Source organism: Acidimicrobiales bacterium, assembly GCA_016716005.1.
GTDB lineage: Bacteria > Actinomycetota > Acidimicrobiia > Acidimicrobiales > JADJXE01 > JADJXE01.
Genome location: JADJXE010000001.1, coordinates 2407398 through 2426781, shown reverse-complemented (window position 1 = coordinate 2426781; position 19384 = coordinate 2407398). Strand labels below are relative to the sequence as shown.

20 protein-coding genes and 1 tRNA gene are annotated in these 19384 nt (G+C 75.3%); 2 read left to right on the top strand and 19 right to left on the bottom strand.

Features of this window, described 5'->3' with window-relative positions; all coding sequences use genetic code 11:
* Window positions 1–7 precede the first annotated feature (7 nt).
* The 13 genes from IPM45_11995 to topA form a co-directional block, all read right to left on the bottom strand.
* Window positions 8–520, bottom strand: a complete 513-nt coding sequence (locus IPM45_11995) for a hypothetical protein (GenBank protein ID MBK9180260.1) — start codon at window positions 518–520, stop codon at window positions 8–10.
* Between the two features lie 19 nt (window positions 521–539).
* On the bottom strand, window positions 540–1343 hold the full coding sequence (folP, locus tag IPM45_11990; GenBank protein MBK9180259.1) for a dihydropteroate synthase: 804 nt from the start codon (window positions 1341–1343) through the stop codon (window positions 540–542).
* Window positions 1344–1367: 24 nt separating this feature from the next.
* The gene (gene hpt, locus IPM45_11985; protein MBK9180258.1) at window positions 1368–1919 is read right to left on the bottom strand and encodes a hypoxanthine phosphoribosyltransferase; all 552 of its coding nucleotides are present in this window, start codon (window positions 1917–1919) and stop codon (window positions 1368–1370) included.
* Between the two features lie 13 nt (window positions 1920–1932).
* Entirely contained in the window at window positions 1933–2859 is a 927-nt protein-coding gene (gene tilS / locus IPM45_11980) for a tRNA lysidine(34) synthetase TilS (GenBank protein ID MBK9180257.1), read from the bottom strand.
* The gene (locus IPM45_11975) at window positions 2856–3923 is read right to left on the bottom strand and encodes a zinc-dependent metalloprotease (GenBank protein MBK9180256.1); all 1068 of its coding nucleotides are present in this window, start codon (window positions 3921–3923) and stop codon (window positions 2856–2858) included. The genes tilS and IPM45_11975 overlap by 4 nt, the downstream gene beginning before the upstream one ends.
* Window positions 3920–4060 (bottom strand): hypothetical protein, encoded by a 141-nt coding sequence (locus tag IPM45_11970; GenBank protein MBK9180255.1) that lies wholly within the window; start codon window positions 4058–4060, stop codon window positions 3920–3922. The genes IPM45_11975 and IPM45_11970 overlap by 4 nt, the downstream gene beginning before the upstream one ends.
* Before the next feature lie 300 nt (window positions 4061–4360).
* Window positions 4361–4633, bottom strand: coding sequence for a mycothiol system anti-sigma-R factor (locus IPM45_11965; protein ID MBK9180254.1), 273 nt, complete (start codon window positions 4631–4633; stop codon window positions 4361–4363).
* Window positions 4626–5222, bottom strand: coding sequence for a sigma-70 family RNA polymerase sigma factor (locus IPM45_11960; GenBank protein ID MBK9180253.1), 597 nt, complete (start codon window positions 5220–5222; stop codon window positions 4626–4628). Before IPM45_11960 ends, IPM45_11965 begins: the two co-directional genes overlap by 8 nt.
* A gap of 85 nt (window positions 5223–5307) precedes the next feature.
* Window positions 5308–5383 (bottom strand) — tRNA-Thr (locus IPM45_11955).
* Window positions 5384–5396: 13 nt separating this feature from the next.
* The gene (locus tag IPM45_11950; GenBank protein ID MBK9180252.1) at window positions 5397–6551 is read right to left on the bottom strand and encodes a hypothetical protein; all 1155 of its coding nucleotides are present in this window, start codon (window positions 6549–6551) and stop codon (window positions 5397–5399) included.
* Between the two features lie 52 nt (window positions 6552–6603).
* A complete protein-coding gene (gene tmk, locus IPM45_11945) occupies window positions 6604–7218 on the bottom strand; it encodes a dTMP kinase (protein MBK9180251.1) in 615 nt (204 codons plus the stop codon).
* 1 nt (window position 7219) lies between these two features.
* On the bottom strand, window positions 7220–8770 hold the full coding sequence (locus IPM45_11940) for an MFS transporter (protein ID MBK9180250.1): 1551 nt from the start codon (window positions 8768–8770) through the stop codon (window positions 7220–7222).
* A 95-nt stretch (window positions 8771–8865) separates the two neighbouring features.
* Window positions 8866–11586 (bottom strand): type I DNA topoisomerase, encoded by a 2721-nt coding sequence (topA, locus tag IPM45_11935; GenBank protein ID MBK9180249.1) that lies wholly within the window; start codon window positions 11584–11586, stop codon window positions 8866–8868.
* A 122-nt stretch (window positions 11587–11708) separates the two neighbouring features.
* On the opposite strand from topA, the gene IPM45_11930 reads away from it, so the two are divergent.
* Window positions 11709–12929, top strand: coding sequence for an acyl-CoA dehydrogenase family protein (locus IPM45_11930; GenBank protein ID MBK9180248.1), 1221 nt, complete (start codon window positions 11709–11711; stop codon window positions 12927–12929).
* A gap of 158 nt (window positions 12930–13087) precedes the next feature.
* Here IPM45_11930 and IPM45_11925 read toward each other — a convergent pair whose 3' ends face one another.
* Window positions 13088–13588 carry a hypothetical protein gene (locus IPM45_11925; protein ID MBK9180247.1) on the bottom strand — a complete coding sequence of 167 codons (501 nt, stop codon included), beginning with the start codon at window positions 13586–13588 and terminating at the stop codon, window positions 13088–13090.
* Window positions 13589–13695: 107 nt separating this feature from the next.
* Here IPM45_11925 and IPM45_11920 point away from each other — a divergent pair, with 107 nt between their 5' ends.
* Window positions 13696–15933, top strand: a complete 2238-nt coding sequence (locus IPM45_11920) for a DEAD/DEAH box helicase (GenBank protein ID MBK9180246.1) — start codon at window positions 13696–13698, stop codon at window positions 15931–15933.
* Between the two features lie 30 nt (window positions 15934–15963).
* On the opposite strand, the gene IPM45_11915 is transcribed toward IPM45_11920, so the two are convergent.
* The 5 genes from IPM45_11915 to IPM45_11895 form a co-directional block, all read right to left on the bottom strand.
* A complete protein-coding gene (locus IPM45_11915; protein MBK9180245.1) occupies window positions 15964–16344 on the bottom strand; it encodes a pilus assembly protein in 381 nt (126 codons plus the stop codon).
* A gap of 88 nt (window positions 16345–16432) precedes the next feature.
* A complete protein-coding gene (locus tag IPM45_11910) occupies window positions 16433–16651 on the bottom strand; it encodes a DUF4244 domain-containing protein (GenBank protein ID MBK9180244.1) in 219 nt (72 codons plus the stop codon).
* Between the two features lie 26 nt (window positions 16652–16677).
* Window positions 16678–17493: a type II secretion system F family protein gene (locus IPM45_11905; protein MBK9180243.1), complete on the bottom strand. Its 816-nt coding sequence runs from the start codon at window positions 17491–17493 to the stop codon at window positions 16678–16680.
* Window positions 17490–18398, bottom strand: coding sequence for a type II secretion system F family protein (locus tag IPM45_11900; GenBank protein ID MBK9180242.1), 909 nt, complete (start codon window positions 18396–18398; stop codon window positions 17490–17492). Before IPM45_11900 ends, IPM45_11905 begins: the two co-directional genes overlap by 4 nt.
* Window positions 18395–19366 carry a CpaF family protein gene (locus IPM45_11895; GenBank protein ID MBK9180241.1) on the bottom strand — a complete coding sequence of 324 codons (972 nt, stop codon included), beginning with the start codon at window positions 19364–19366 and terminating at the stop codon, window positions 18395–18397. The genes IPM45_11900 and IPM45_11895 overlap by 4 nt, the downstream gene beginning before the upstream one ends.
* Window positions 19367–19384 lie beyond the last annotated feature (18 nt).

The following is a 19384-nucleotide window of genomic DNA, read 5'->3' as shown; positions in this document are numbered from 1 at the left end:
GGGCCGCTCAGCCCTCGCCGCGCACCTGGACGGCGGTCGCCACGATCGACCGGCCCAGGGGCCCGAGCTGGCGGCCGACGATCTGCTCGACCACCGTGATCGCCTGCGGCGGGCTGGGGACGAGCCCCGCCCACACCAGGTAGCCGGCCACGAGGCCCGACACCCGGTCACCGAGCTCCTCCTGGTGCACGATCACCGCCTTGCCCCCGGCCAGCAGGGTGCGCAGCTCCCCGTACAGCTGGCGCTGCAGGACCTTCAGGTCGTCCTGGGGGCCGAACGGCAGGTGGAGGCACGCCACGCCCAGCTCGTCGTAGTTGTGCAGGTTGTGCGACGCCGGGATCAGGGAGATCACCAGGTCGAACCCGTGCTCGCGGATCCAGATGATCTCCTCCTGGCGGCGCACCCGGCGATGGTTGGGGCCGTAGCCCCCCGGCCGCTCGCACACGGCCAGGCGGTCCTTCACCACCCAGGCGAAGTTCCGGGGCTGGATGCCCTGGGCCCACTTGCCCTTCATCGCCATCGCGTCGCCAGCCTCCGCATCACGCCGCCACCAGGCGGACGGCCTGCACCGTGGGGCGCACCTCGTGCACCCGCACCATCCGCGCCCCGGCGTCGAGCGCCCACGTGGCCACGGCCAGCGAGCCCTCCAGCCGGTCGTCGACCGCCGCGACCGGCGCCCCGGGCTGCTCGGACAGGGGGCGGCCGGCGTCGGAGGCGCCGAGCAGCCGACCGAGGAACGACTTGCGGCTGGCGCCGACCAGCACCGGGAAGCCGGTGCCGACCAGCTCGCCCAGCCGGGCCAGGAGCTCGAGGTTGTGCCCGGCGGTCTTCCCGAACCCGATCCCCGGGTCGATCCACACCTCGGGCACGCCCGCGGCCAGCGCCCACTCGGCCCGCTCGACGAGGAAGGCACGCACCTCGGCCACGACGTCGTCGTAGCGGGGCTCGGCCTGCATCGTGTCCGGCGTGCCCTGCATGTGCATCGCCACCCACGGCACCCCGGCCGACGCCGCCACCTCGGCCAGCGAGGCAGAGACGTCGTTCAGCATGGTGGCGCCGGCGTCGATCGCCGCCTCGGCCACCGCCCGCTTGCGGGTGTCGATCGACACGCGCCCGTGCGGGGCCAGCGCCCGGATCACCGGCACGACCCGGCGGCGCTCCTCGGCCTCGTCGACCGGCCGGGCGCCGGGTCGCGTCGACTCTCCCCCCACGTCGACGATGTCGGCGCCCTCGGCGATCAGCTCGCGGCCGTGACGGACGGCGGCCTCGGGATCGAGGTAGCGCCCGCCGTCGGAGAAGGAGTCGGGCGTCACGTTGAGGACGCCCATGACGAGCGGGAGCATCCGTGCATCGTAGTGGCGGTGGGGTCAGCGGCCCGGAAGGTAGACACGGATGTCGCGCAGGTTCCGGAAGCGCTCGGCGGCGTCGAGGCCGTAGCCCACCACGAACTCCGGCGGGATCCGGAAGCCCACGTAGCGGAGGCCGGCCGTGTCGGGATCGATCGCCTCCCGCACCAGCAGGGCACACACCTCCAGGCTCGCGGGCTCCCGGGCGAGCAGGTTGCGGCGCAGGTAGGAGAGGGTGAGGCCGCTGTCGACGATGTCCTCCACCAGCAGCACGTCCCGGTCGTGCAGGTCGAGGTCCAGATCCTTCACGATCCTCACCACCCCGCTGGAGCGGGTGCCCGACCCGTACGACGACACGGCCATGAAGTCGAACTCCACGGGCAGGTCGATCTGGCGGGAGAGGTCGGCCATGAACATGAACGCACCCTTGAGGACCCCCACGAGCAGGGGGGCCCGCCCCTCGTAGTCGGCGGTGATCTGGGCGCCCAGCTCGTCCACCCGCCGGGCCACGTCGGCCGCACCGACCACGAGCGCACCGAGATCGGGGTGGGCGGCGTCGTGCGGCTCGACCATGCGGGCCGTGAACCTAGCCGCCAGGCCCGGCGCGCGCGACCGAGAGCCGTCCCCGGCGGCGCTCGACCCGGACGCCTCTCCCCACCTCGGTGGCCCGTGAGCGGCCTGCCGCGACGTCGCGCACCCTCGCCACCGTGGCCGCCGCGGGCGGGTGGCGCTCGCCCCGGCCGGGGGCGCCGGGAGCCAGCGCGTCGTCGAGCACCACCCGGAGCCACGCCCGCACGGCCCGCCGGCCCAGCGGCGCCGGCGCGGCCGCCACGGCCCTCGCGTCCGTCGGGTCGACCGCCGAGGCCAGGCCGTCGAGCAGGTCGGCGTCGTCGCGGAGGAGCGCCGCCTGGCGGGCGAGGATCGGTGCCACGTCCCGCCCAGCCAGGTCGTCGAGCAGCGGCAGCAGCTCGGCGCGCACCCGGTTGCGGAGGTGGCGGGGGTCGGCGTTGCTGGGATCGTCGACCGGATCCAGTGCGAGCGCGGCACAGAGCGAGCGCGTCTCCCGGCGGCGCAGGGCCAGCAGGGGGCGCCGACCCGGCCGCATGCCGGCCAACCCGTCGAGGCCGGCTCCCCGGAGCAGGTTCACGAGCACGGTCTCGGCCTGGTCGTCGGCGGTGTGGCCGAGCAGGGTGCCGGGCGGCAGGGCACCGTGCCGGGCCTGGCGGGCCCGGGCCTCCAGGTTCGGACCCGGGGGCACCGAGACGGCCACCGACCGGAACCCGGCTCCGACCCGCCCCGCCGTCGCGGCCACCACCTCGGCCTCCCGGGAGGAGCCGTGCCGCAGGCCGTGGTCGACGTGCACGGCCGTGACCGCGCACCCGGCACCCGCCGCCAGCACGAGCAGGGCGAGGGAATCGGGCCCGCCCGACACCCCGCAGGTGACCGCAGTGCCTGGCGGCGGGAACGAGCACCGCGCCAGGAGCGCGGCCACCAGCTCCGCCGCGCCGCTCACGGAGCGGCCAGCGCCCCCGTGGCGCCCACCCGGGCCAACCATCGACCCGGATCGCGGATCTCGGCCAGCGACGGCAGGAGCTCCGGGCCCGCCCACACACGGTCGAAGGCCGGCTGGCCGCCGGCGGCCTCGACGGCTGCGATGAAGCGCTCGCCCTGCTCGTACTGGGCGAGCTTGGCCTCGAGACCGACCAGGCGCTGCACGAGCCTGGCCACTCCCGAAGCCGACTGGCGCCGCTCCCGCAGCACCCGGGCGAACCGCTCGGCCGACGGGATCCGCCCGGCCGACGCCCGCTCCATCACCACGTCGCCGTGACCCTCGAGGAGGCTCATCAGGCCGCTGATGCGGTCGAGCAGCTCCTTCTGCTCGGGGTTGGCCAGCACCCCGAGCAGACCGCCGTCGTCGAGCGAGCGGCCCCGCAGATCGAGGGCGCGCCGCAGCCCGTCGACCAGGCGGCCGGGGTCGGGGTCGACGCTCCCGAGAGCCGACTCGACGAGGGAGAGGAAGTGGGGGCGCAGCCACGGCACCCCGGTGAACTGCGCCCGGTGCGTGACCTCGTGCACGGCCAGCCACAGGCGGAACTCGCGGGGCGGGAAGCCGAACCGCTTCTCGAGGGCGAGCACGTTGGGCCCCACGTAGTACACGAGGTCCTGGTCGTGGGGGTTCTCCTCCTCCACGATCAGCAGGTCGTACTGACCGAGCACGCGTGTCGACATCCAGCCGAGGAGGGCGCCCACCTCCACGCCGGCGAAGCGGCGGGCGAGAGGGGTGAGCCCGCCCGGTCCGACCCGCTCGGCGAAGCGCTCGGCGAGGGGCCGCAGGAGCCGCTGGAACGAGGCGATGTTGGCCTGTGCCCATCCGGGCCGGTCGAGCACCCGGCTCCGGGCCGGGCCTGCCGTCGACCGCAGACCCGTCAGGCCGGCCACGATCACCTCGGCCTCGGCCGTGAGCTCGTCGAAGTCGGGTGCCAGGGACTCGTACAAGTACGAGGCCGAGAACGGCTCGCGCCCGCTCACCCTGACGGCGACACGCTCCGCCAGGTCCCAGTCGACCAGGTCGGTCACCGGCGCCGGTGCGGGTAGCGCAACGACTCCACCTTCACCACGTACCCGACGACCAGGGCGACGACCAGGAGCAGCCCGCCGACGACGAGGGGCACGGAGATCCAGTACGTCCAGACATTGGCGGCGAGCACGTCCATGGTCGGGCACCGTACACCGGGCCGGCGCGCGCCCTCACCTCGGCGCCGCGCCGCCGGGGGTGGTCTCAGGCGATCTTGCGGCCTCGGGTACGTGGGGTCTCCATCGGCTGGTGGAGCGAGCAGAACCGGCCGTCGTTGTAGATCGAGAGCCGGGTGTCGCACCCTGGTTCGCCGCAGACCCGCCCGGTTCGGAAGCGCCGTGACGGGCGGTCGGCGCCGAGGAGGGAGGTCGCTCCAACGGGTCGCTCGTCCATGTCCGGGACGAACCCCGTCCCGCACCGGCCTATTCCAGAATTGGCACTAAAAGAGGGCCCCTGTCCCCGGTGCCGGGTCGTCGGGGGCCACCTCCAGCCCGATCGCCTGCGCGATGCGGCTGCGCAGGTCGGGCGGGACGGCGTCGCGGCAGCGCTGGGCGATCACCTGGCGCAGCTCGGCCTCGAACTCGTAGATCTCCAGGCAGTGGCTGCACCCGTCGAGGTGCACGTGGATGGCCTCACGCACCTCGCTGGTGAGCTCACCGTCGAGGTACGTGTAGATCTCGACGAGCACCTGCTCGCAGTCGACCTCAGCCACGCTCCGCTCGCTCCGGCTCGTGCGGGACCGGTCCGGCACCGGACCCCGATGCGCCATCGCCCCGGCCCACCAGGCGCCGCTGCGAGGCGAACTCGTACAACCGCTTCTGCAGCGCCTTTCTTCCCCGATGGAGGCGGCTCATCACGGTGCCGATCGGGATGTCGAGGATCTCGGCGATCTCCTTGTAGGAGAAGCCCTCCACATCGGCCAGCAGGACGGCCATGCGGAACTGCTCGGGAAGGGCCTCGAGGGCGTCCTTCACCTCGTCCTCGGTGAACAGCTCCAGCAGCTCGTCCTCGGCGCTGCGGCCCGCGGCGGCGGCCTCCAGCCCTCCGATGCGCTTGTAGAGGTACAGGTCCTCCACCTCGCCCAGGTCGGTCTCGTCGGGCCGACGCTTCCTCGACCGGTAGCTGTTGATGAAGGTGTTCGTGAGGATCCGGTACAGCCAGGCCTTGAGGTTGGTGCCCTCCTGGAACCCGCCGAAGCCCCGGAAGGCCTTGAGGTACGTCTCCTGGACGAGGTCCTCGGCGTCGGCCGGGTTGCGGGTGAGGCGGAGAGCAGCCGAGTACAGCGGCTGCATGAAGGGCATCGCCAGGTCGGCGAACTGGGCCTGATCCGCCACGCCCCGAACCCTACCGGGCGACGCGCGCGGCCCACCCCATCGGGGGACCCGGTGGAGCCCGAGGTGGGACTCGAACCCACGGCCTGCGGTTTACGAAACCGCTGCTCTGCCGGCTGAGCTACTCGGGCGAGGCACCGCACGCTAGCGCAGCGGCTGGGACCCTCGGCCTGCGTCGGTGGCGGCGGGGGCGGGCAGCGGCGGCAGCCGGAGCAGCAGCGCCTCGAGGAGGAGCGCCTCGGCCGGGTGGAAGGGCATCCGGGCCGCCGCCTCCTGGATCGCGGCCACCGCGCCGACGGCCGCCGAGGGCGAGGTCGACGTCGCCGCGGCGTGGCCGTAGCGCCGAGCCAGCAGCGCCAGCCCCCCCTGCATCTCCTCCTCCCGGAGCCGCCGGAGCTCGCGCCGGTGCCGCTCGGCCAGGCCCCTCCGCCCGGCGCCCCGCTCCCCCAGCTGGGCCACGCGCCGTTCGAGGGCGGCGACCTCGGCCGCCTGCCGCGCGGCCAGCGGGGCAGCCGCCCCGTCGATCAGCGCGCGGAGCTCGTCGACCACCTCGGCGACCGTCGCGCCGGTGCCGTCGAGGCGCTGCGGCACCCGCCGCCAGGCCTCGATCCGCGCGGCCAGCCCGGCATCGGCGACCAGCAGCCGGGCCCGGCGGAGATCGCCACCCGCGACCGAGGCCGCCATGGCCGCCACCTGCCCGTCGGCCCCCTCGGCCACCAGCACCCGCTCCACGTCGGCCGCGGGCACCGGCTGGAACCCGATCCGCACGCAGCGCGAGGCGACGGTGACCAGCTCGGGAGGGACGTCGCTGGCCAGCACGACGAACACCGAGCTGGGGGCCGGCTCCTCGATGGTCTTCAGGAGCAGGGCTGCGGCCGCCGGCTCGGTGACCTCGAAGTCGGGGAGCACCAGCACCTTGCGAGCCCCTTCGACCGGCGCGAGCAGCGACCGCTCTCGGACCGCCTCGGCCTCCTCCCGGCGGATCGAGGCGCCCTGGTGCGTGAGCTCCCACAGGTCGGGGTGCTCGCCGGCCAGGGCCAGCCGGCAGTCCCGGCAGGTGCCGCACCCGCCCCGGTGGCACAGGAGCGCGGCCGCGAAGCCGCGCGCCGCGGCCAGGCGGCCGCTGCCCGGTGGGCCGACGAGCAGGTACGCGTGGACGGGTCGGGCGACCGCGGCCCGGAGGCGGGCGACGGCGTCGGGCTGCCCCACGACCGGCGCGAACAGCGAGGGGGCCGGCCGCTCCGCACCGGTTCCCGCCGGGTCCCCACCCGGGGCGGTGGCCTCGGCGTCGCTCGTCACGCTGCCATCATGCCGTGGCCGGGTCATGCCGTGGCCGGGCCGAGCCGCTCCCTCACGCCGTGGCCGGGCCGAGCCGCTCCCCGACGGCGGCGGCCACGCGGGCCGCCACCTCGGCCACGCCGCCCCGGCCGTCGATCACGACCCAGCGAGCCGGGTCGGCCGCGGCCTGGGCCCGGAAGCCCGCCGCGACCCGCTGGTGGAACCCCGCCCCTTCCGCCTCGAACCGGTCGAGGTCGGCCCCGACCCGGGCCGCCGCCACCTCCGGGGGCACGTCGAGCAGCAGGATCAGGTCGGGCCACAGCCCGCCGGTGGCCCAGTGCGACAGCCGCCGGATCTCCTCGGGCTCCAACCCCCGGCCGTGACCCTGGTAGGCGATCGACGAGCCGGCGTAGCGGTCGCTCACCACGTGGCGGCCGCCGACCAGCGCTGGTCGCACCACCTCGGCGACGTGCTGCGCCCGGTCGGCGGCCATCAGCAGCGCCTCGGCCCGGGCGTCGACGGACCCGGTGGCCGGGTCGAGGAGCAGGGCCCGGAGGCGGCGACCGAGCGGGGTGCCTCCCGGCTCGCGCGTCAGCACCGCGCCGAGCCGCTCGGCCAGCAGCGCGGCCTGGGTCGACTTCCCCGACCCCTCGCCCCCCTCGAACGCGATGAAGCGGCCGGGTTCCACGTCACTCGGCGGGCGCGCCGGCCGGCGGCGGCTCGAGCACGGCGGAGCCCTCGGATCGGAAGGTGCGGATCGCGAGCACGCCGGCGCCGATGATGATGAAGCCCCCCAGCCACAGGGCGAGCCGCACCCCGGGGAGCCCGAAGGCGGCCCCGCCCACGGACACCTCGCCTTCGACCAGGGTCGTCGAGATCCGGCCGAGCACCGTCGCCAGGAAGGGCCCGAACGCGAACGACACCAGCAGGCACAGCCGGACGAGGGCGTAGAGGGTGCTGAAGACGCGGCCGCGCAGATCGTCGCCGACGCTCTCCTGGAGGATGGTGAAGCCGAGCACGTAGACCGACCCGGCGCACACCCCGAGGCCGAGCACCAGCGCGAACGCCGGCCCCAGCGACGAGGTGCTCGCGGCCGCCACCAGGCAGATCCCCCCACCGAGCACGGCGAAGGAGAACACCTGGGTCTTGTCCAGGCGGCTCTGCAGCGCGGAGACGGCGACGACGCCGATGGCCACGCCGGTGCCCAGCGCCGTGAGCAGCAGGCCGAACCCGGCGGGACCGCTCCCGAGGGCGGCCTGGGCGAAGACGGGCCCGAGGGGAACGAGCATCCCGCCGCCGATCAGCCCCGTCCCGATCCCGAGCATCACGGCCCGCACCCTGGGGCTGATGGCGATGAAGCGCCACCCCTCCTTGAGCTCGCGGAACGCCTCGGCGAGGTCGATGCGCCGGCCGTCGGCCACGCGGGTCCGCCGCACCAGCGGGAGGGTGGCGATCATGGCCGCCGACACCACGAACGTGAACACGTCGAAGTAGATGGCGAGGGACTCCTGGTTGAGGTCGAGGAACCCGAGCGGACCGAAGCCGCTCAGCACCTCGGCCAGCTTGGCGAGGCCCGCGAAGACCAGGCTGGCGATCGGGAACGTGCCGTACGCCGCGACCAGCGAGAGCGAGTTCGCCGTGGTCAGGTGGTCCGCGGGCACCAGGTTGGGGACCGACGCCTCCTTGGCCGGCGACCAGAACAGCGTGCCGATCTCGAGCAGGAACGAGGCCGCCACCAGGCCCGCCACCGAGTCGATGAAGGGGAGCGTGGCCAGGACCAGCGCCCGCCCCAGGTCGGACACCACCATCACCCGCTTGCGGTCCCAGCGGTCGACGAGCACGCCGGCCACCGAGGCCAGGAAGAGCCCCGGGATGATCCGCGCGCTCATCACCAGGCCGATGGCGGCCTCGGGCGACGACCCACCCACCCGGCCGGCCACAGCCACGATGGCCACGAAGCCGATCCAGTCGCCCAACGAGGACACCACCTGCGACAGCCACAGGCGGAAGAAGGCGTGGGTCCCGAACAGGCGCACCTGCAGCGAGGGGGGCAGGCCACCGTCGCCAGTGGGCGCCGGCCGGACCGAGCCGTGCTCGGTGGCCTCCGGGTCGTCGACGCGCGGGGCCGGCGGGAGCTCGCCGGCGATCGGCGGCCCCGGCGAGAGCGCCAGAGTGGGTGCGTCGGACGGGGCGGGCGGCGGTTCCGGCGCGCTCGGACCTTCGCTGGGCTGATCCGGCACGGGTCGAGGCTAGAGGACGGGCCTGCACCCGCCGGGGCACCTGCGAGGCCCGCCCGGCCCCGACCACCGAGGTCGGCGGAGCGGCCGACCGTGCGTCAGGCCTGGCCGGGTCGGGGGGGAGCCGCCCGCTCGCCGGTGCCCGCCGCCTTCTTGGTGCCCGCCGCCTTCTTGGTGCCCGCCGCCTTCTTGGTGCCCGCCGCCTTCTTGGTGCCCGCCGCCTTCTTGGTGCCCGCCGCCTTCTTGGTGCCCGCCGCCTTCTTGGCGCCCGCCGCCTTCTTGGCCCCCGCCGCCTTCTTGGCGACCCGCTTCTTGGCCGGTCCCGCGGCGCGGCGGTCCTCCAGCAGCTCGACGGCCCGCTCGAGGGTGATGGTCTCCGGGCTGTCGCCCTTGCGGAGCGAGGCGTTGGTCTCACCGTCGGTCACGTAGGGCCCGAACCGGCCGTCCTTCAGCACGATCGGTCGGCCCGACGTGGGGTCGGGGCCCAGCTCGGCGAGCGGGGGCGCGGCCGCGCCCCGGCGGCCGTACTGCTTGGGCTGGGCCAGCAGGGCGAGGGCCTCGGCCAGCTCGATCGTGAGCAGCCGGGCCTCGGCGTCGAGGCTGCGGCTCTCGTTCCCCTTCCTCACGTACGGCCCGTAGCGACCGTTGGCGGCCACCACCTCCTGGCCGTCGGCAGGGTCGACCCCGAGCGTCCGCGGCAGCGTGAGCAGGGTGAGGGCCTGCTCCGTTGTCACGTCGTCGAGACGCATGTCCTTGAACAGCGACGACGTCCTGGGCTTGGCCCCCTCCGGCAGCGTGTCGGCATCCCCGAGCTGCACGTACGGGCCGAACCGGCCCGCCTTGGCGTAGATCGGCAGGCCGCTGGCGGGATCGTGACCGATCGGCGTGTCGCCCTTGGGCGTGGCCAGCAGCTCGAGGGCCCGCTCGAGCGTGAGCTCGTCGGGCACCAGGTCCTCGGGCACCGAGGCGGTGTCGTCGCCCCGCTTCACGTAGGGGCCGTACTTGCCGGGCTTCACCACCACCGGCTCGCCCGACTCGTCCACCCCGATGGGGATGGTGTTGACCTCGGCCGCGTCGATCTCGTCGACGTGCTCGGTCACCAGGCCCTTGAGCCCGGGCGCGCCGTTCCCGAAGTAGAACTGGCTGAGCCAGGCCACCCGCTGCTGGCGACCGTCGGCGATCTCGTCGAGGTCGTCCTCCATCCGAGCGGTGAAGCCGTAGTCGACGTAGTCGGCGAAGTGGCGCTCCATCAGGTTGGTCACCGCGAAGGCGGTCCACGTGGGGATCAGGGCGCTCCCGCGCTTCCACACGAACCGCCGCTGGATCGCCTCCATGATCGAGGCGTACGTCGACGGCCGGCCGATGCCCAGCTCCTCGAGCCGCTTCACCAGGGACGCCTCGGTGTAGCGGGCCGGCGGCTGGGTGGCGTGGCCCGTGGGCTCGATGCGCTCGACCGGCACCTGGTCGCCCTCGGCCAGGTCGGGCAGCAGGGTCTCGCGGTCCTCGAGGGCGGCGTCGGGATCGTCGGTGCCCTCGACGTAGACCCGCAGGTAGCCGGGGAACCCGATGGTGCGCCCGCTGGCGGCCGCCTCGGCCCGCTCGCCGGCAGCCGACGTCGCGACCAGCCGCACGGCGACCGACCGCCCGGTGGCGTCGGCCATCTGCGATGCGAGGGTGCGCTTCCAGACCAGCTCGTACAGGCGGAGATCGGCGCCGGACAGCTCACGGGCCAGCTGGTCGGGCGTGCGGAACGCCTCGCCCGCGGGGCGGATGGCCTCGTGGGCCTCCTGCGCGCTCCTGGCCTTGCCCCGGTGCGCTCGCGGCTGGTCGGGGAGGAAGCGGTCGCCGTACAGCTCGCGCACCTGCGCCCGGGCCGCCGACACCGCCTGCTCGGACAGCGTGACCGAGTCGGTGCGCATGTAGGTGATGTAGCCGCGCTCGTACAGCCCCTGGGCGACCCGCATCACCTGCTGCGCGCTCATCCCCAGCTTGCGGCCACCCTCCTGCTGGAGGGTCGACGTGATGAAGGGCGGCTTGGGCGACGAGCGGTACGGCCTCTCCTCCACGCTCGACACGGCGAAGGCTGCGCCGTCCAGGCGCTGGGCCAGGCCGGTGGCACCGGCCTCGTCCAGCACGAGCACCTCGGCTCGGGGCCGGCCGGACTCGTCGAAGTCCCGGCCGGTGGCCACGCGGCGGCCGTCGACCGCCACCAGCGTGCCGGTGAACGTCGGAACCGTGGCGAACGCGATCTCGAGGTCCCAGTAGCCGGCGGAGCGGAACCGCATCCGCTCCCGCTCGCGCTCGACGATCAGCCGGACCGCCGGGCTCTGCACCCGGCCGGCCGACGTGCCCGGACCGATCTTGCGCCACAGCACGGGCGACACCTCGAAGCCGTAGAGGCGGTCGAGGATGCGGCGCGTCTCCTGGGCGTCGACGAGCCCGTAGTCGATCCCCCGCCAGTGCTCGACGGCGTGCTCGATGGCGGCGCGGGTGATCTCGTGGAACACCATGCGCTTCACCGGCACCGACGGCTTCAGGGCCTCGAGCAGGTGCCAGGAGATCGCCTCGCCCTCGCGGTCCTCGTCGGTGGCGAGATAGAGCTCGTCGGCCTGCTTGAGCGCGGCTCGGAGGTTGCGGATCACGTCCTTGCGGGTGATCTCGTACGTGGGCTTGAAGCCGTTGTCGACATCGACCCCGAGGCCCTTCTCGGGCAGGTCTGCGACGTGACCCACGGACGCCTCCACGACGAAGTCGCTCCCGAGGAACCGGGAGATGGTCTTCGCCTTGGCCGGCGATTCGACGATGACGAGCTTGGCCATACCTCTTTCCCAGGTAAGGGGCAGTTCCGCGCTGCTGTCAAACGGTCTCCGCGGGCAACCCTGCGGACGGCGCCGTCGTGCCCACTACGGTGACGGCGCTCGACGACACGCAGGGGGACCAGATGGACTTCGCCATGACCGACCGGGCCGCGCGGCTCCAGGACGAGCTCCTGGCCTTCATGGACAGCCACATCTACCCCAACGAGGCCGTCTACGAGGAGCAGCTCGCGGCGTCGGGCGACCCGCACTCCCAGCCGCCGGTGATGGAGGAGCTGAAGGCCGAGGCCCGCCGGCGGGGGCTGTGGAACCTGTTCCTCCCGCACGGCGACTGGGGGGCCGGGCTGACCAACGTGGAGTACGCGCCCCTCGCCGAGATCACCGGCCGGAGCCCCATCGCGCCCGAGTCCCTCAACTGCTCGGCGCCCGACACCGGCAACATGGAGATCCTCACCATGTTCGGCACGCCCGAGCAGCAGGACACGTGGCTCCGCCCGCTGCTCGAGGGCGAGATCCGGTCCTGCTACGCCATGACCGAGCCCGCGGTCGCGAGCTCCGACGCCACCAACATCGAGTGCGAGATCCGCCGTGAGGGCGACGAGTACGTGATCAACGGCCGCAAGTGGTGGATCTCGGGTGCCGCCAGCAGCCGCTGCGCGATCTCGATCGTCATGGGCAAGACCGACCCGGACTCGCCCAGGCACCGCCAGCAGTCGATGGTGCTCGTCCCGATGGACACACCGGGCCTCACCAACGTCCGGAACCTGTCGGTCTTCGGGTACGACGACCCCGAGGGCCACTGCGAGCTCGTCTACGACGACGTGCGGGTGCCCACGTCGAACCTGCTGGGCGAGGAGGGCGGCGGGTTCGCCATCGCACAGGCCCGCCTCGGCCCGGGCCGGATCCACCACTGCATGCGGTCGATCGGCGCGGCCGAGCGGGCGCTCGACCTCACGTGCCAGCGGGCGCTCGGCCGCGTGGCCTTCGGCAAGCGCCTGGCCGACCAGGGGGTGGTGCAGGACGGCATCGCCGAGTCGCGCATCGCCCTCGAGCAGGCCCGGCTCCTCACCATGAAGACCGCGTGGCTCATGGACACCGTGGGCAACAAGGGCGCCCGGACGGAGGTCTCGGCCATCAAGGTGGTGGCGCCCCGGGTCGCCCTCGACGTGCTCGACAAGGCGATCCAGGTGCACGGCGCCGCGGGGGTGGGCCCCGACTTCCCGCTGGCCCGCATGTGGGCGAGCCTTCGCACGCTCCGGCTGGCCGACGGGCCCGACGAGGTCCACAAGATGACCATCGCCCGCCGCGAGCTGCGCCGCTGGGATCCCGACTTCCGGGCCGTGTAGCCCCGGCCAGCCGTTCGGCCTCGGCGACCTGCTGCTGGCGCCGCTGGGATCCCGACTTCCGGGCCGTGTCGCCCCTTCCGCTCGCCGTCAGCCCCCTGCCGCCCGCCCCGGGCCACCAGCCCAACGCGGTCACCGGACCGCAGGGTGCATCCTCACAGTCAGCTGAAGTACCGGATCTCGCCCTCGGAGGCCTCGATCACGGCCCGCACCGCCTCGTGGAGCCGGGCGTGCAGCTGCCGGAAGCGCTCGGTCTCGTCGTCGGCGGCGTCGACCGCGCCGGGCGGCTCGCTGCCGGCCACCGGGGCGCCGCCCTCGAGGACGGCCAGCTCGGCGTCCCAGTCGGCCTGCTCGGCCGCCAGTCGCAGCCGCATCACCGGCGCCTGGACGAGGGCCCGGTCGAGGTCGCCGACGATCGTGACGACGACGTCGGTCGTGGTGGTGACCCCCGGCGTGGCCAGCAGGTTCAGCGCCTGCAGCTTGCGCATCGCCATGGCCGCCACCAGCACCGGATCGCCCAGCTCGCGCACCGCGGAGTCGACGGCACGGAGGTCGAGGCGCACCTCGTCGGGCACCGCGAACCACCGGCGGAGGGTGTCGAACAGCTCGGCGGTCACCGAGTCGAGGGCGAGCAGCTCGTCGGGCTTCGGCAGGGTCTGCATGGTGGCGCTCGCCTCGGGCCGTGGAACAGTGGGTTCCACCGAACCTACCCGACCCCGCCGCCGAGCCCGGCGGCCGCGGCCCGGCCGCCGGAGGTGGTGGCCCACCGGTGGATCTCGACGACGCAGCCCGACTGCTCGGGGAGCTGGCCGACGGCGGGCAGCTCGTCCACCTGGCGCGGCTCCCGACCCGGCCCGCGCGCCACCGCAGCCTCCCGCTGGGAGCCCAGGCGGCTCGCGCCCTGGGGGACCGCCGGCTGTGGACGCACCAGGCCGAGGCGATCGAGCGGCTGCAGGCCGGGCGATCCGTGGCCCTCGCCACGGGGACGGCCTCGGGGAAGTCGCTGTGCTACCAGGTGCCGATCGCGGCGGCGGTCGCCGACGATCCGCCGGGCACGGCCCTCTTGGTGTTCCCCACCAAGGCCCTGGCCCAGGACCAGCTGCGGGCGTTCGCGGCCCTCGGGGTCCCCGGCCTGGTGGCGGCCACGTACGACGGCGACACCGGCCCCGAGGCCCGGGCGTGGATCCGCCGCCACGCCAACGTGCTGCTCACCAACCCGGAGATGCTGCACACCGGCATCCTCCCGCGCCACGAGCGATGGGCCACCTTCCTGAAGCGGCTCCGGTTCGTCGTGGTCGACGAGCTGCACGTGCTGCGGGGCGTGTTCGGGAGCCACGTCGCCCATGTGCTGCGCCGGCTCCGCCGGGTGTGCGCCCACTACGCGTCCACCCCCACGATGGCGTTCTCGTCGGCCACGATCGGCGAGCCCGGCGCGCTGGCGTCGATCCTGGCCGGCCTCGACGTGGCCGCGCTGACCGACGACGGCTCCCCCCGCGGCGAGCGGCTGGTCGCCGTGTGGAACCCACCGCTGCTCGACGAGGGCACCGGCACCCGGGGCTCGGCGCACGTGGAGACGGCCCGGCTCGTCGCCGCCCTGGCCGCGGCCGGCCACCGCACGCTCGCCTTCACCCGGAGCCGGCGGGCCACCGAGACCGTTGCCGCCATGGTGCGGCGGGCCCTGCCGGAGGGCTCGGCCGACGCGGTGCGCGCGTACCGGGGCGGGTACCTCGCCGAGGAGCGGCGGACGATCGAGTCCGACCTGTTCGAGGGCCGCCTGCGCGCCGTGGTGGCCACCAGCGCCCTGGAGCTCGGCATCGACGTCGGCGGGCTCGACGCGGTGGTGCTCGACGGGTTCCCGGGCACGATCGCCTCCTTCTGGCAGCAGGCCGGGCGGGCCGGGCGGGCCCAGCAGGGCGCGCTGGCCGTGCTGGTCGCCGGCGCGGACCAGCTCGACCAGTGGCTGGCCGGGCACCCGGCCGAGCTGCTCTCACGCCCACCCGAGCCGGCGGTCGTCAACCTGGGGAACCCCTACGTGCTGCATCCCCACCTGGCCTGCGCGGCCTACGAGCTCCCGCTCACCCCGGCCGACGCCACCTGGTGGGGCGTCGACCTCGACGAGGGGGTGCGGCGCCTGGTGCTCGACGACCGGCTGCGGCTCCGAGACGGACGGGCCTTCTGGGCCGGGCGGGGGAGCCCGGCGCCCGGCATCGGTCTGCGCTCGGGCTGGGGTGGCGAGGTGCGCATCGCCCTCGACGACGGCCGGCTGGTGGGCACGGTGGAACCGGCCCGAGCGCTGCGGCTGGTGCATCCGGGGGCGATCTACCTCCACCAGGGGGCCGCCTACCGGGTGCGCGAGCTCCGCCTCGACGACCGGGTGGCCGTGGTGGAGCCCACCGACGACGCCGAAGACACTCGGCCGCGCACGGAGTCGTCGATCCGGGTGCTGTCGGAGGACCGCGCCGCGACGGTCGGCCGGGCCCGCGTGGCGCTCGGCGCGGTGGAGGTGACGAGCCACGTCGTGGGCTTCCAGCGGCGGGACCTTCGCTCGGGCGAGTGGCTGGGGGTCGAGCCGCTCGACCTGCCCCCGACGGTGCTGGCCACGCGCGGGGTGTGGTGGACCGTGGACGACGAGGTGGTGGCCGAGGCCGGCCTCGACGCCGCCCGGCTGCCCGGCACCCTCCACGCGGTCGAGCACGCCGCCATCGGGATCCTCCCCCTGTTCACCATCTGCGACCGCTGGGACGTGGGCGGCGTGTCGACGGCCCGGCAGGCCGACACCGGCCTGCCCACCGTCGTGATCTACGACGGCTTCCCGGGTGGGGCCGGCATCGCCGAGCTGGGCTTCGCCGCCGGCGAGCGCCATCTGCGGGCCACCCTCGACCTGGTGGCCGCCTGCCCGTGCGCCGCGGGCTGCCCCTCGTGCGTGCAGTCCCCCAAGTGCGGGAACGGCAACGAGCCCCTCGACAAGGCCGGCGCCGTCGCCCTGCTCGGCGCGGTGCTGGCCTGAGCGGTCGAGCCTGGGACTCACCGGGACGGCTCAGCGCTCGACCCGCATGGTGACCGAGCCGCCGACGGTGACGTCGCCCACGAGCCCCCCGACGAGCGGCACGTCGGTGGGCGCCCGGTACCGGACGCGCACCCTCACCCGGCTGCCCTCGCCGCCACGGCCGTCGACCTCGACCGTGAGGCGCCCGGCCGCCAGCCCCGCCGCCCGCAGCGCGGCCCGCCGGGCCGCCCCCGGGTCGTCGTCCACGGCCGCCGCCCGTGCCCCTTCGCGCGCCGCGTGGATCACCAGCACCTGGTCACGCACCACCAGGCCCACCTGGATCAGCGCCAGCAGCAGGAGCGCCACCAGCGGGAGGACGAGGGCGAGCTCGACCGCGGCCTGACCCCGCTGGGGCGAGGCACGGCCGGCCACCGGGCTGGGGATCGGCGACGGCGGGGCCGGTCGGGACGGCACCGGCGTGCGCCCCACCGACCGGCCCCGCACCTCGCTCCGCACGCGATCAGGTCACCTGCTCGATGACCTTGTCGAGGACGGCGTTGAGGAGCCGCCCGATCCTCTCGCTGTTCGCGGCCCAGGCCACCACCAGCAGGGCGACGGCGGCCGCGCCCAGCAGCACCAGGGCGTACTCGGCGGTGGTCTGGCCCCGCTCGCTCCGAGGGCGGGACCGGGGGTCGAGGGCCCAGAGCGCGACCTGGGCGCGGACGATGAACGGGAGCATGGCTCCTCCTTGGTGCGAACGGGACGTCAGAGGCGCAGCGACCGCAACGACCCGGCGAGGAGCGGGGCCACCGTGAGCAGCGCGAAGGCGGGCAGGGTGCAGCACACGAGGGGGAAGAGGAGCTTGACGGGGACCTTCCGGATCGACTCCTCGGCGCGGCGGCGCCGATCGCGCCGGACCTCGCCGGCGAGCCGCTCGAGCCCCGCGGCGAGCGGCACGCCGTAGCGCTCGGAGGCCACGAGCGCCGCGGTGAGCGGACGCACCTCCTCGCCGAGGCGCGCCGGCAGCTCGTCGAGGGCGTCGGCCAACCGGCGGCCGAGGTCGACCTCGTGGGCCACGCGGCGGAGCTCCACACCGAGGCCCCCCGGCGCGCGGATGGCCACGGCCCGCACCGCGAGGGAGACGGTGAGGCCGGCACCCACGGCCAGCACCAGCAGGTCGACGGTGTCGGGCAGCACCTCGACCAGGGCCGCCCGCCGGCGCCGCGCGGCGCGCCGGGATGCCAGGATCGGCCAGACGAGCACGGCACCGGCGGCACCGCCGCCGACGGCCGGCCCTGCGAGCAGCCCCGCCAGCACCCCGGCGGCCAGGGCGGCACCCAGGCGGCGGTCGGCGGCCGGATCGCGGGGTCGGCGCAGCATCCGGCGCAGCGCGCCGCCGGGCCGGGCGAGGAGGGTGGCGGCGGACGCGGCCAGCCGGTCCGGCACCCGGGACGCCCGTGGCACCCCGCGGCCGGCGGCCGGCGCCACCAGCAACGCCACCCGGCGAGGCGGCCGCGGCCCCGGCGCCGCCAGGGCCACGACCAGCAGCCCCCAGGCCGCGGCCAGCAGCAGGGCGATCACCACGGGCTCCTCGTGATGCGGCCCATCCAGACCGCGGCGGCCAGGTCGAGGCCCAGTCCGAGGCCGAGGCAGGCCAGGCCCGCGGGCGTCCGCAGCAGGAAGGCGGCGGTACGGGCATCGGCGCCGAGGGAGAAGACCAGGAACGCCAGCGGGGCCAGGGCGATGAGCCAGGCCGAGTAGCGCGCCTGGGACGACAGGGCCCGCAGCTCGCCCTCGAGGGCGAGGCGGTCGCGCAGGGTGGCCGCCACCCCGTCGACGGCCTGGGCCCGGGCGCCACCCGTCTCGAGGCCCAGCGCCAGAGCCGTCACGGCCAGGCGCACCCCCCGCCGTGGCCGGCGGAGGGCCCAGGCGTCGAGGGCCGCGACCAGCGGGGTGCCGGCGGCCACCACCGCGACCAGCTCGGCCAACTCGCGGCCGAGCGGGCCCGGGGTGGTGGCGGCGGCCTCGGCCATGGCCTGGTGGAGCGACGCACCCGAGCGCAGGGAGCGGGCCACCGACTCCAGGGCCCCGGGCAGGCCGGCGGCCAGACGCTGCTCGCCCCGATGCCGTGTGGCCCGCAGGCCACCCGCCACCCCGGCGAGCACCGCTGCGGCCAACCCCGCTCCGGCGAGGGGCCCGCCCAGGCGGAGCCCGAGGACCCCGCCGAGCGCGCCCGCCGCCAGCACCCCCGACCAGGCCGGCCCCCCGGGGAGCTCGAGGCCGGCCCGCTCGAGCCCCAGGGTGAACCATCGGGGTGGGCCGAGCGCCGGGAGCCAGGCCGGGCGCGAGCCGATGCCGGCGACACCGGCCGACAACCCCGCACGGTGCCGGGCCGCCGCCCCGCCGACCGATCGGACGGCCAGCCGGGCCGCGCCCGCCGTGGCCAGCACCAGCGCAGCCGCCACCGCGGCCGGGGCGAGCCTCACGGCACGACCCAGGCGGGATCGGGTGGCGGTGCCCCGGGGGCACGGGGAGGCCGCCGGGCCAGCGACCGGAGCCCGTCGACCCCGGCGAGCAGGCGGACGCGGCCCGGGCCGGGGCCGGGGCCGCGTCCGGGGCCGGGGTCGGACCCGCCCTCGCCGACCACCTCTGCCACCTCGACCACGGCGCGGCCGCCGCCAGGGCGCCGGGCGATCTGCACGACCAGGTCGAGCGACGCCGCCAGTTGCTCGCGCACCGCGGCGAGGGGCAGGGCCACGTCACCCATGAGGATCATCGTCTCCAGGCGGCGGAGGGCGTCGGCCGGGCTGTTGGCGTGGCACGTCGACAGCGAGCCCTCGTGACCCGTGTTCATCGCCTGGAGCATGTCGAGGGCCTCGGGCCCCCGGACCTCGCCGACCACGATCCGGTCGGGGCGCATCCGCAGCGCGTTGCGCACGAGGTCGCGGACGCGCACCTCACCCACCCCCTCGGCGTTGGCCGGCCGGGCTTCGAGGCGCACGACGTGCTCGCGGGGGAGCCGCAGCTCGGCCGCGTCCTCCACCGTGACCACCCGCTCCTCGGCCGGTATCTCACCCGCGAGGGCGTTGAGCAGGGTGGTCTTCCCGGCGCCGGTCCCCCCGCTCACCAGCACGTTGCACCGGGCGCCGACCGCCCAGGCGAGGAAGGGGGCCACCCCCGGCGGGCAGACCTCGGCGAGCGTCACCGCCCGGGCGCCGAACCGGCGGATCGTGAGGCACGGCCCGTCCACGGCCAGCGGCGGCACCACCGCGTTCACCCGTGACCCGTCGGGAAGCCGGGCATCGACCAGCGGCGACGCCCGGTCGATCCGGAGCCCCAGCGGCGCCACGATGCGTTCGATCAGGTGCTCGATGGTGGGGCCGTCGAGCGTGAGCGGGGTGCGCTCGACGCGACCGCGCCGCTCGACCCAGACCGGCCCGGGCCCGTTGACCATCACCTCGCTCACCTCGGC

What these genes read in the sequence shown, in the direction of transcription:
- IPM45_11995 (MBK9180260.1), bottom strand. Translation starts at nt 520, where the DNA reads ATGGCGATGAAGGGCAAGTGGGCCCAGGGCATCCAGCCCCGGAACTTC.
- folP (MBK9180259.1), bottom strand. Translation starts at nt 1,343, where the DNA reads ATGCTCCCGCTCGTCATGGGCGTCCTCAACGTGACGCCCGACTCCTTC.
- hpt (MBK9180258.1), bottom strand. Translation starts at nt 1,919, where the DNA reads ATGGTCGAGCCGCACGACGCCGCCCACCCCGATCTCGGTGCGCTCGTG.
- IPM45_11970 (MBK9180255.1), bottom strand. Translation starts at nt 4,060, where the DNA reads ATGGACGTGCTCGCCGCCAATGTCTGGACGTACTGGATCTCCGTGCCC.
- IPM45_11960 (MBK9180253.1), bottom strand. Translation starts at nt 5,222, where the DNA reads ATGCCCTTCATGCAGCCGCTGTACTCGGCTGCTCTCCGCCTCACCCGC.
- topA (MBK9180249.1), bottom strand. Translation starts at nt 11,586, where the DNA reads ATGGCCAAGCTCGTCATCGTCGAATCGCCGGCCAAGGCGAAGACCATC.
- IPM45_11930 (MBK9180248.1), top strand. Translation starts at nt 11,709, where the DNA reads ATGGACTTCGCCATGACCGACCGGGCCGCGCGGCTCCAGGACGAGCTC.
- IPM45_11925 (MBK9180247.1), bottom strand. Translation starts at nt 13,588, where the DNA reads ATGCAGACCCTGCCGAAGCCCGACGAGCTGCTCGCCCTCGACTCGGTG.
- IPM45_11910 (MBK9180244.1), bottom strand. Translation starts at nt 16,651, where the DNA reads ATGCTCCCGTTCATCGTCCGCGCCCAGGTCGCGCTCTGGGCCCTCGAC.
- IPM45_11895 (MBK9180241.1), bottom strand. Translation starts at nt 19,366, where the DNA reads ATGGTCAACGGGCCCGGGCCGGTCTGGGTCGAGCGGCGCGGTCGCGTC.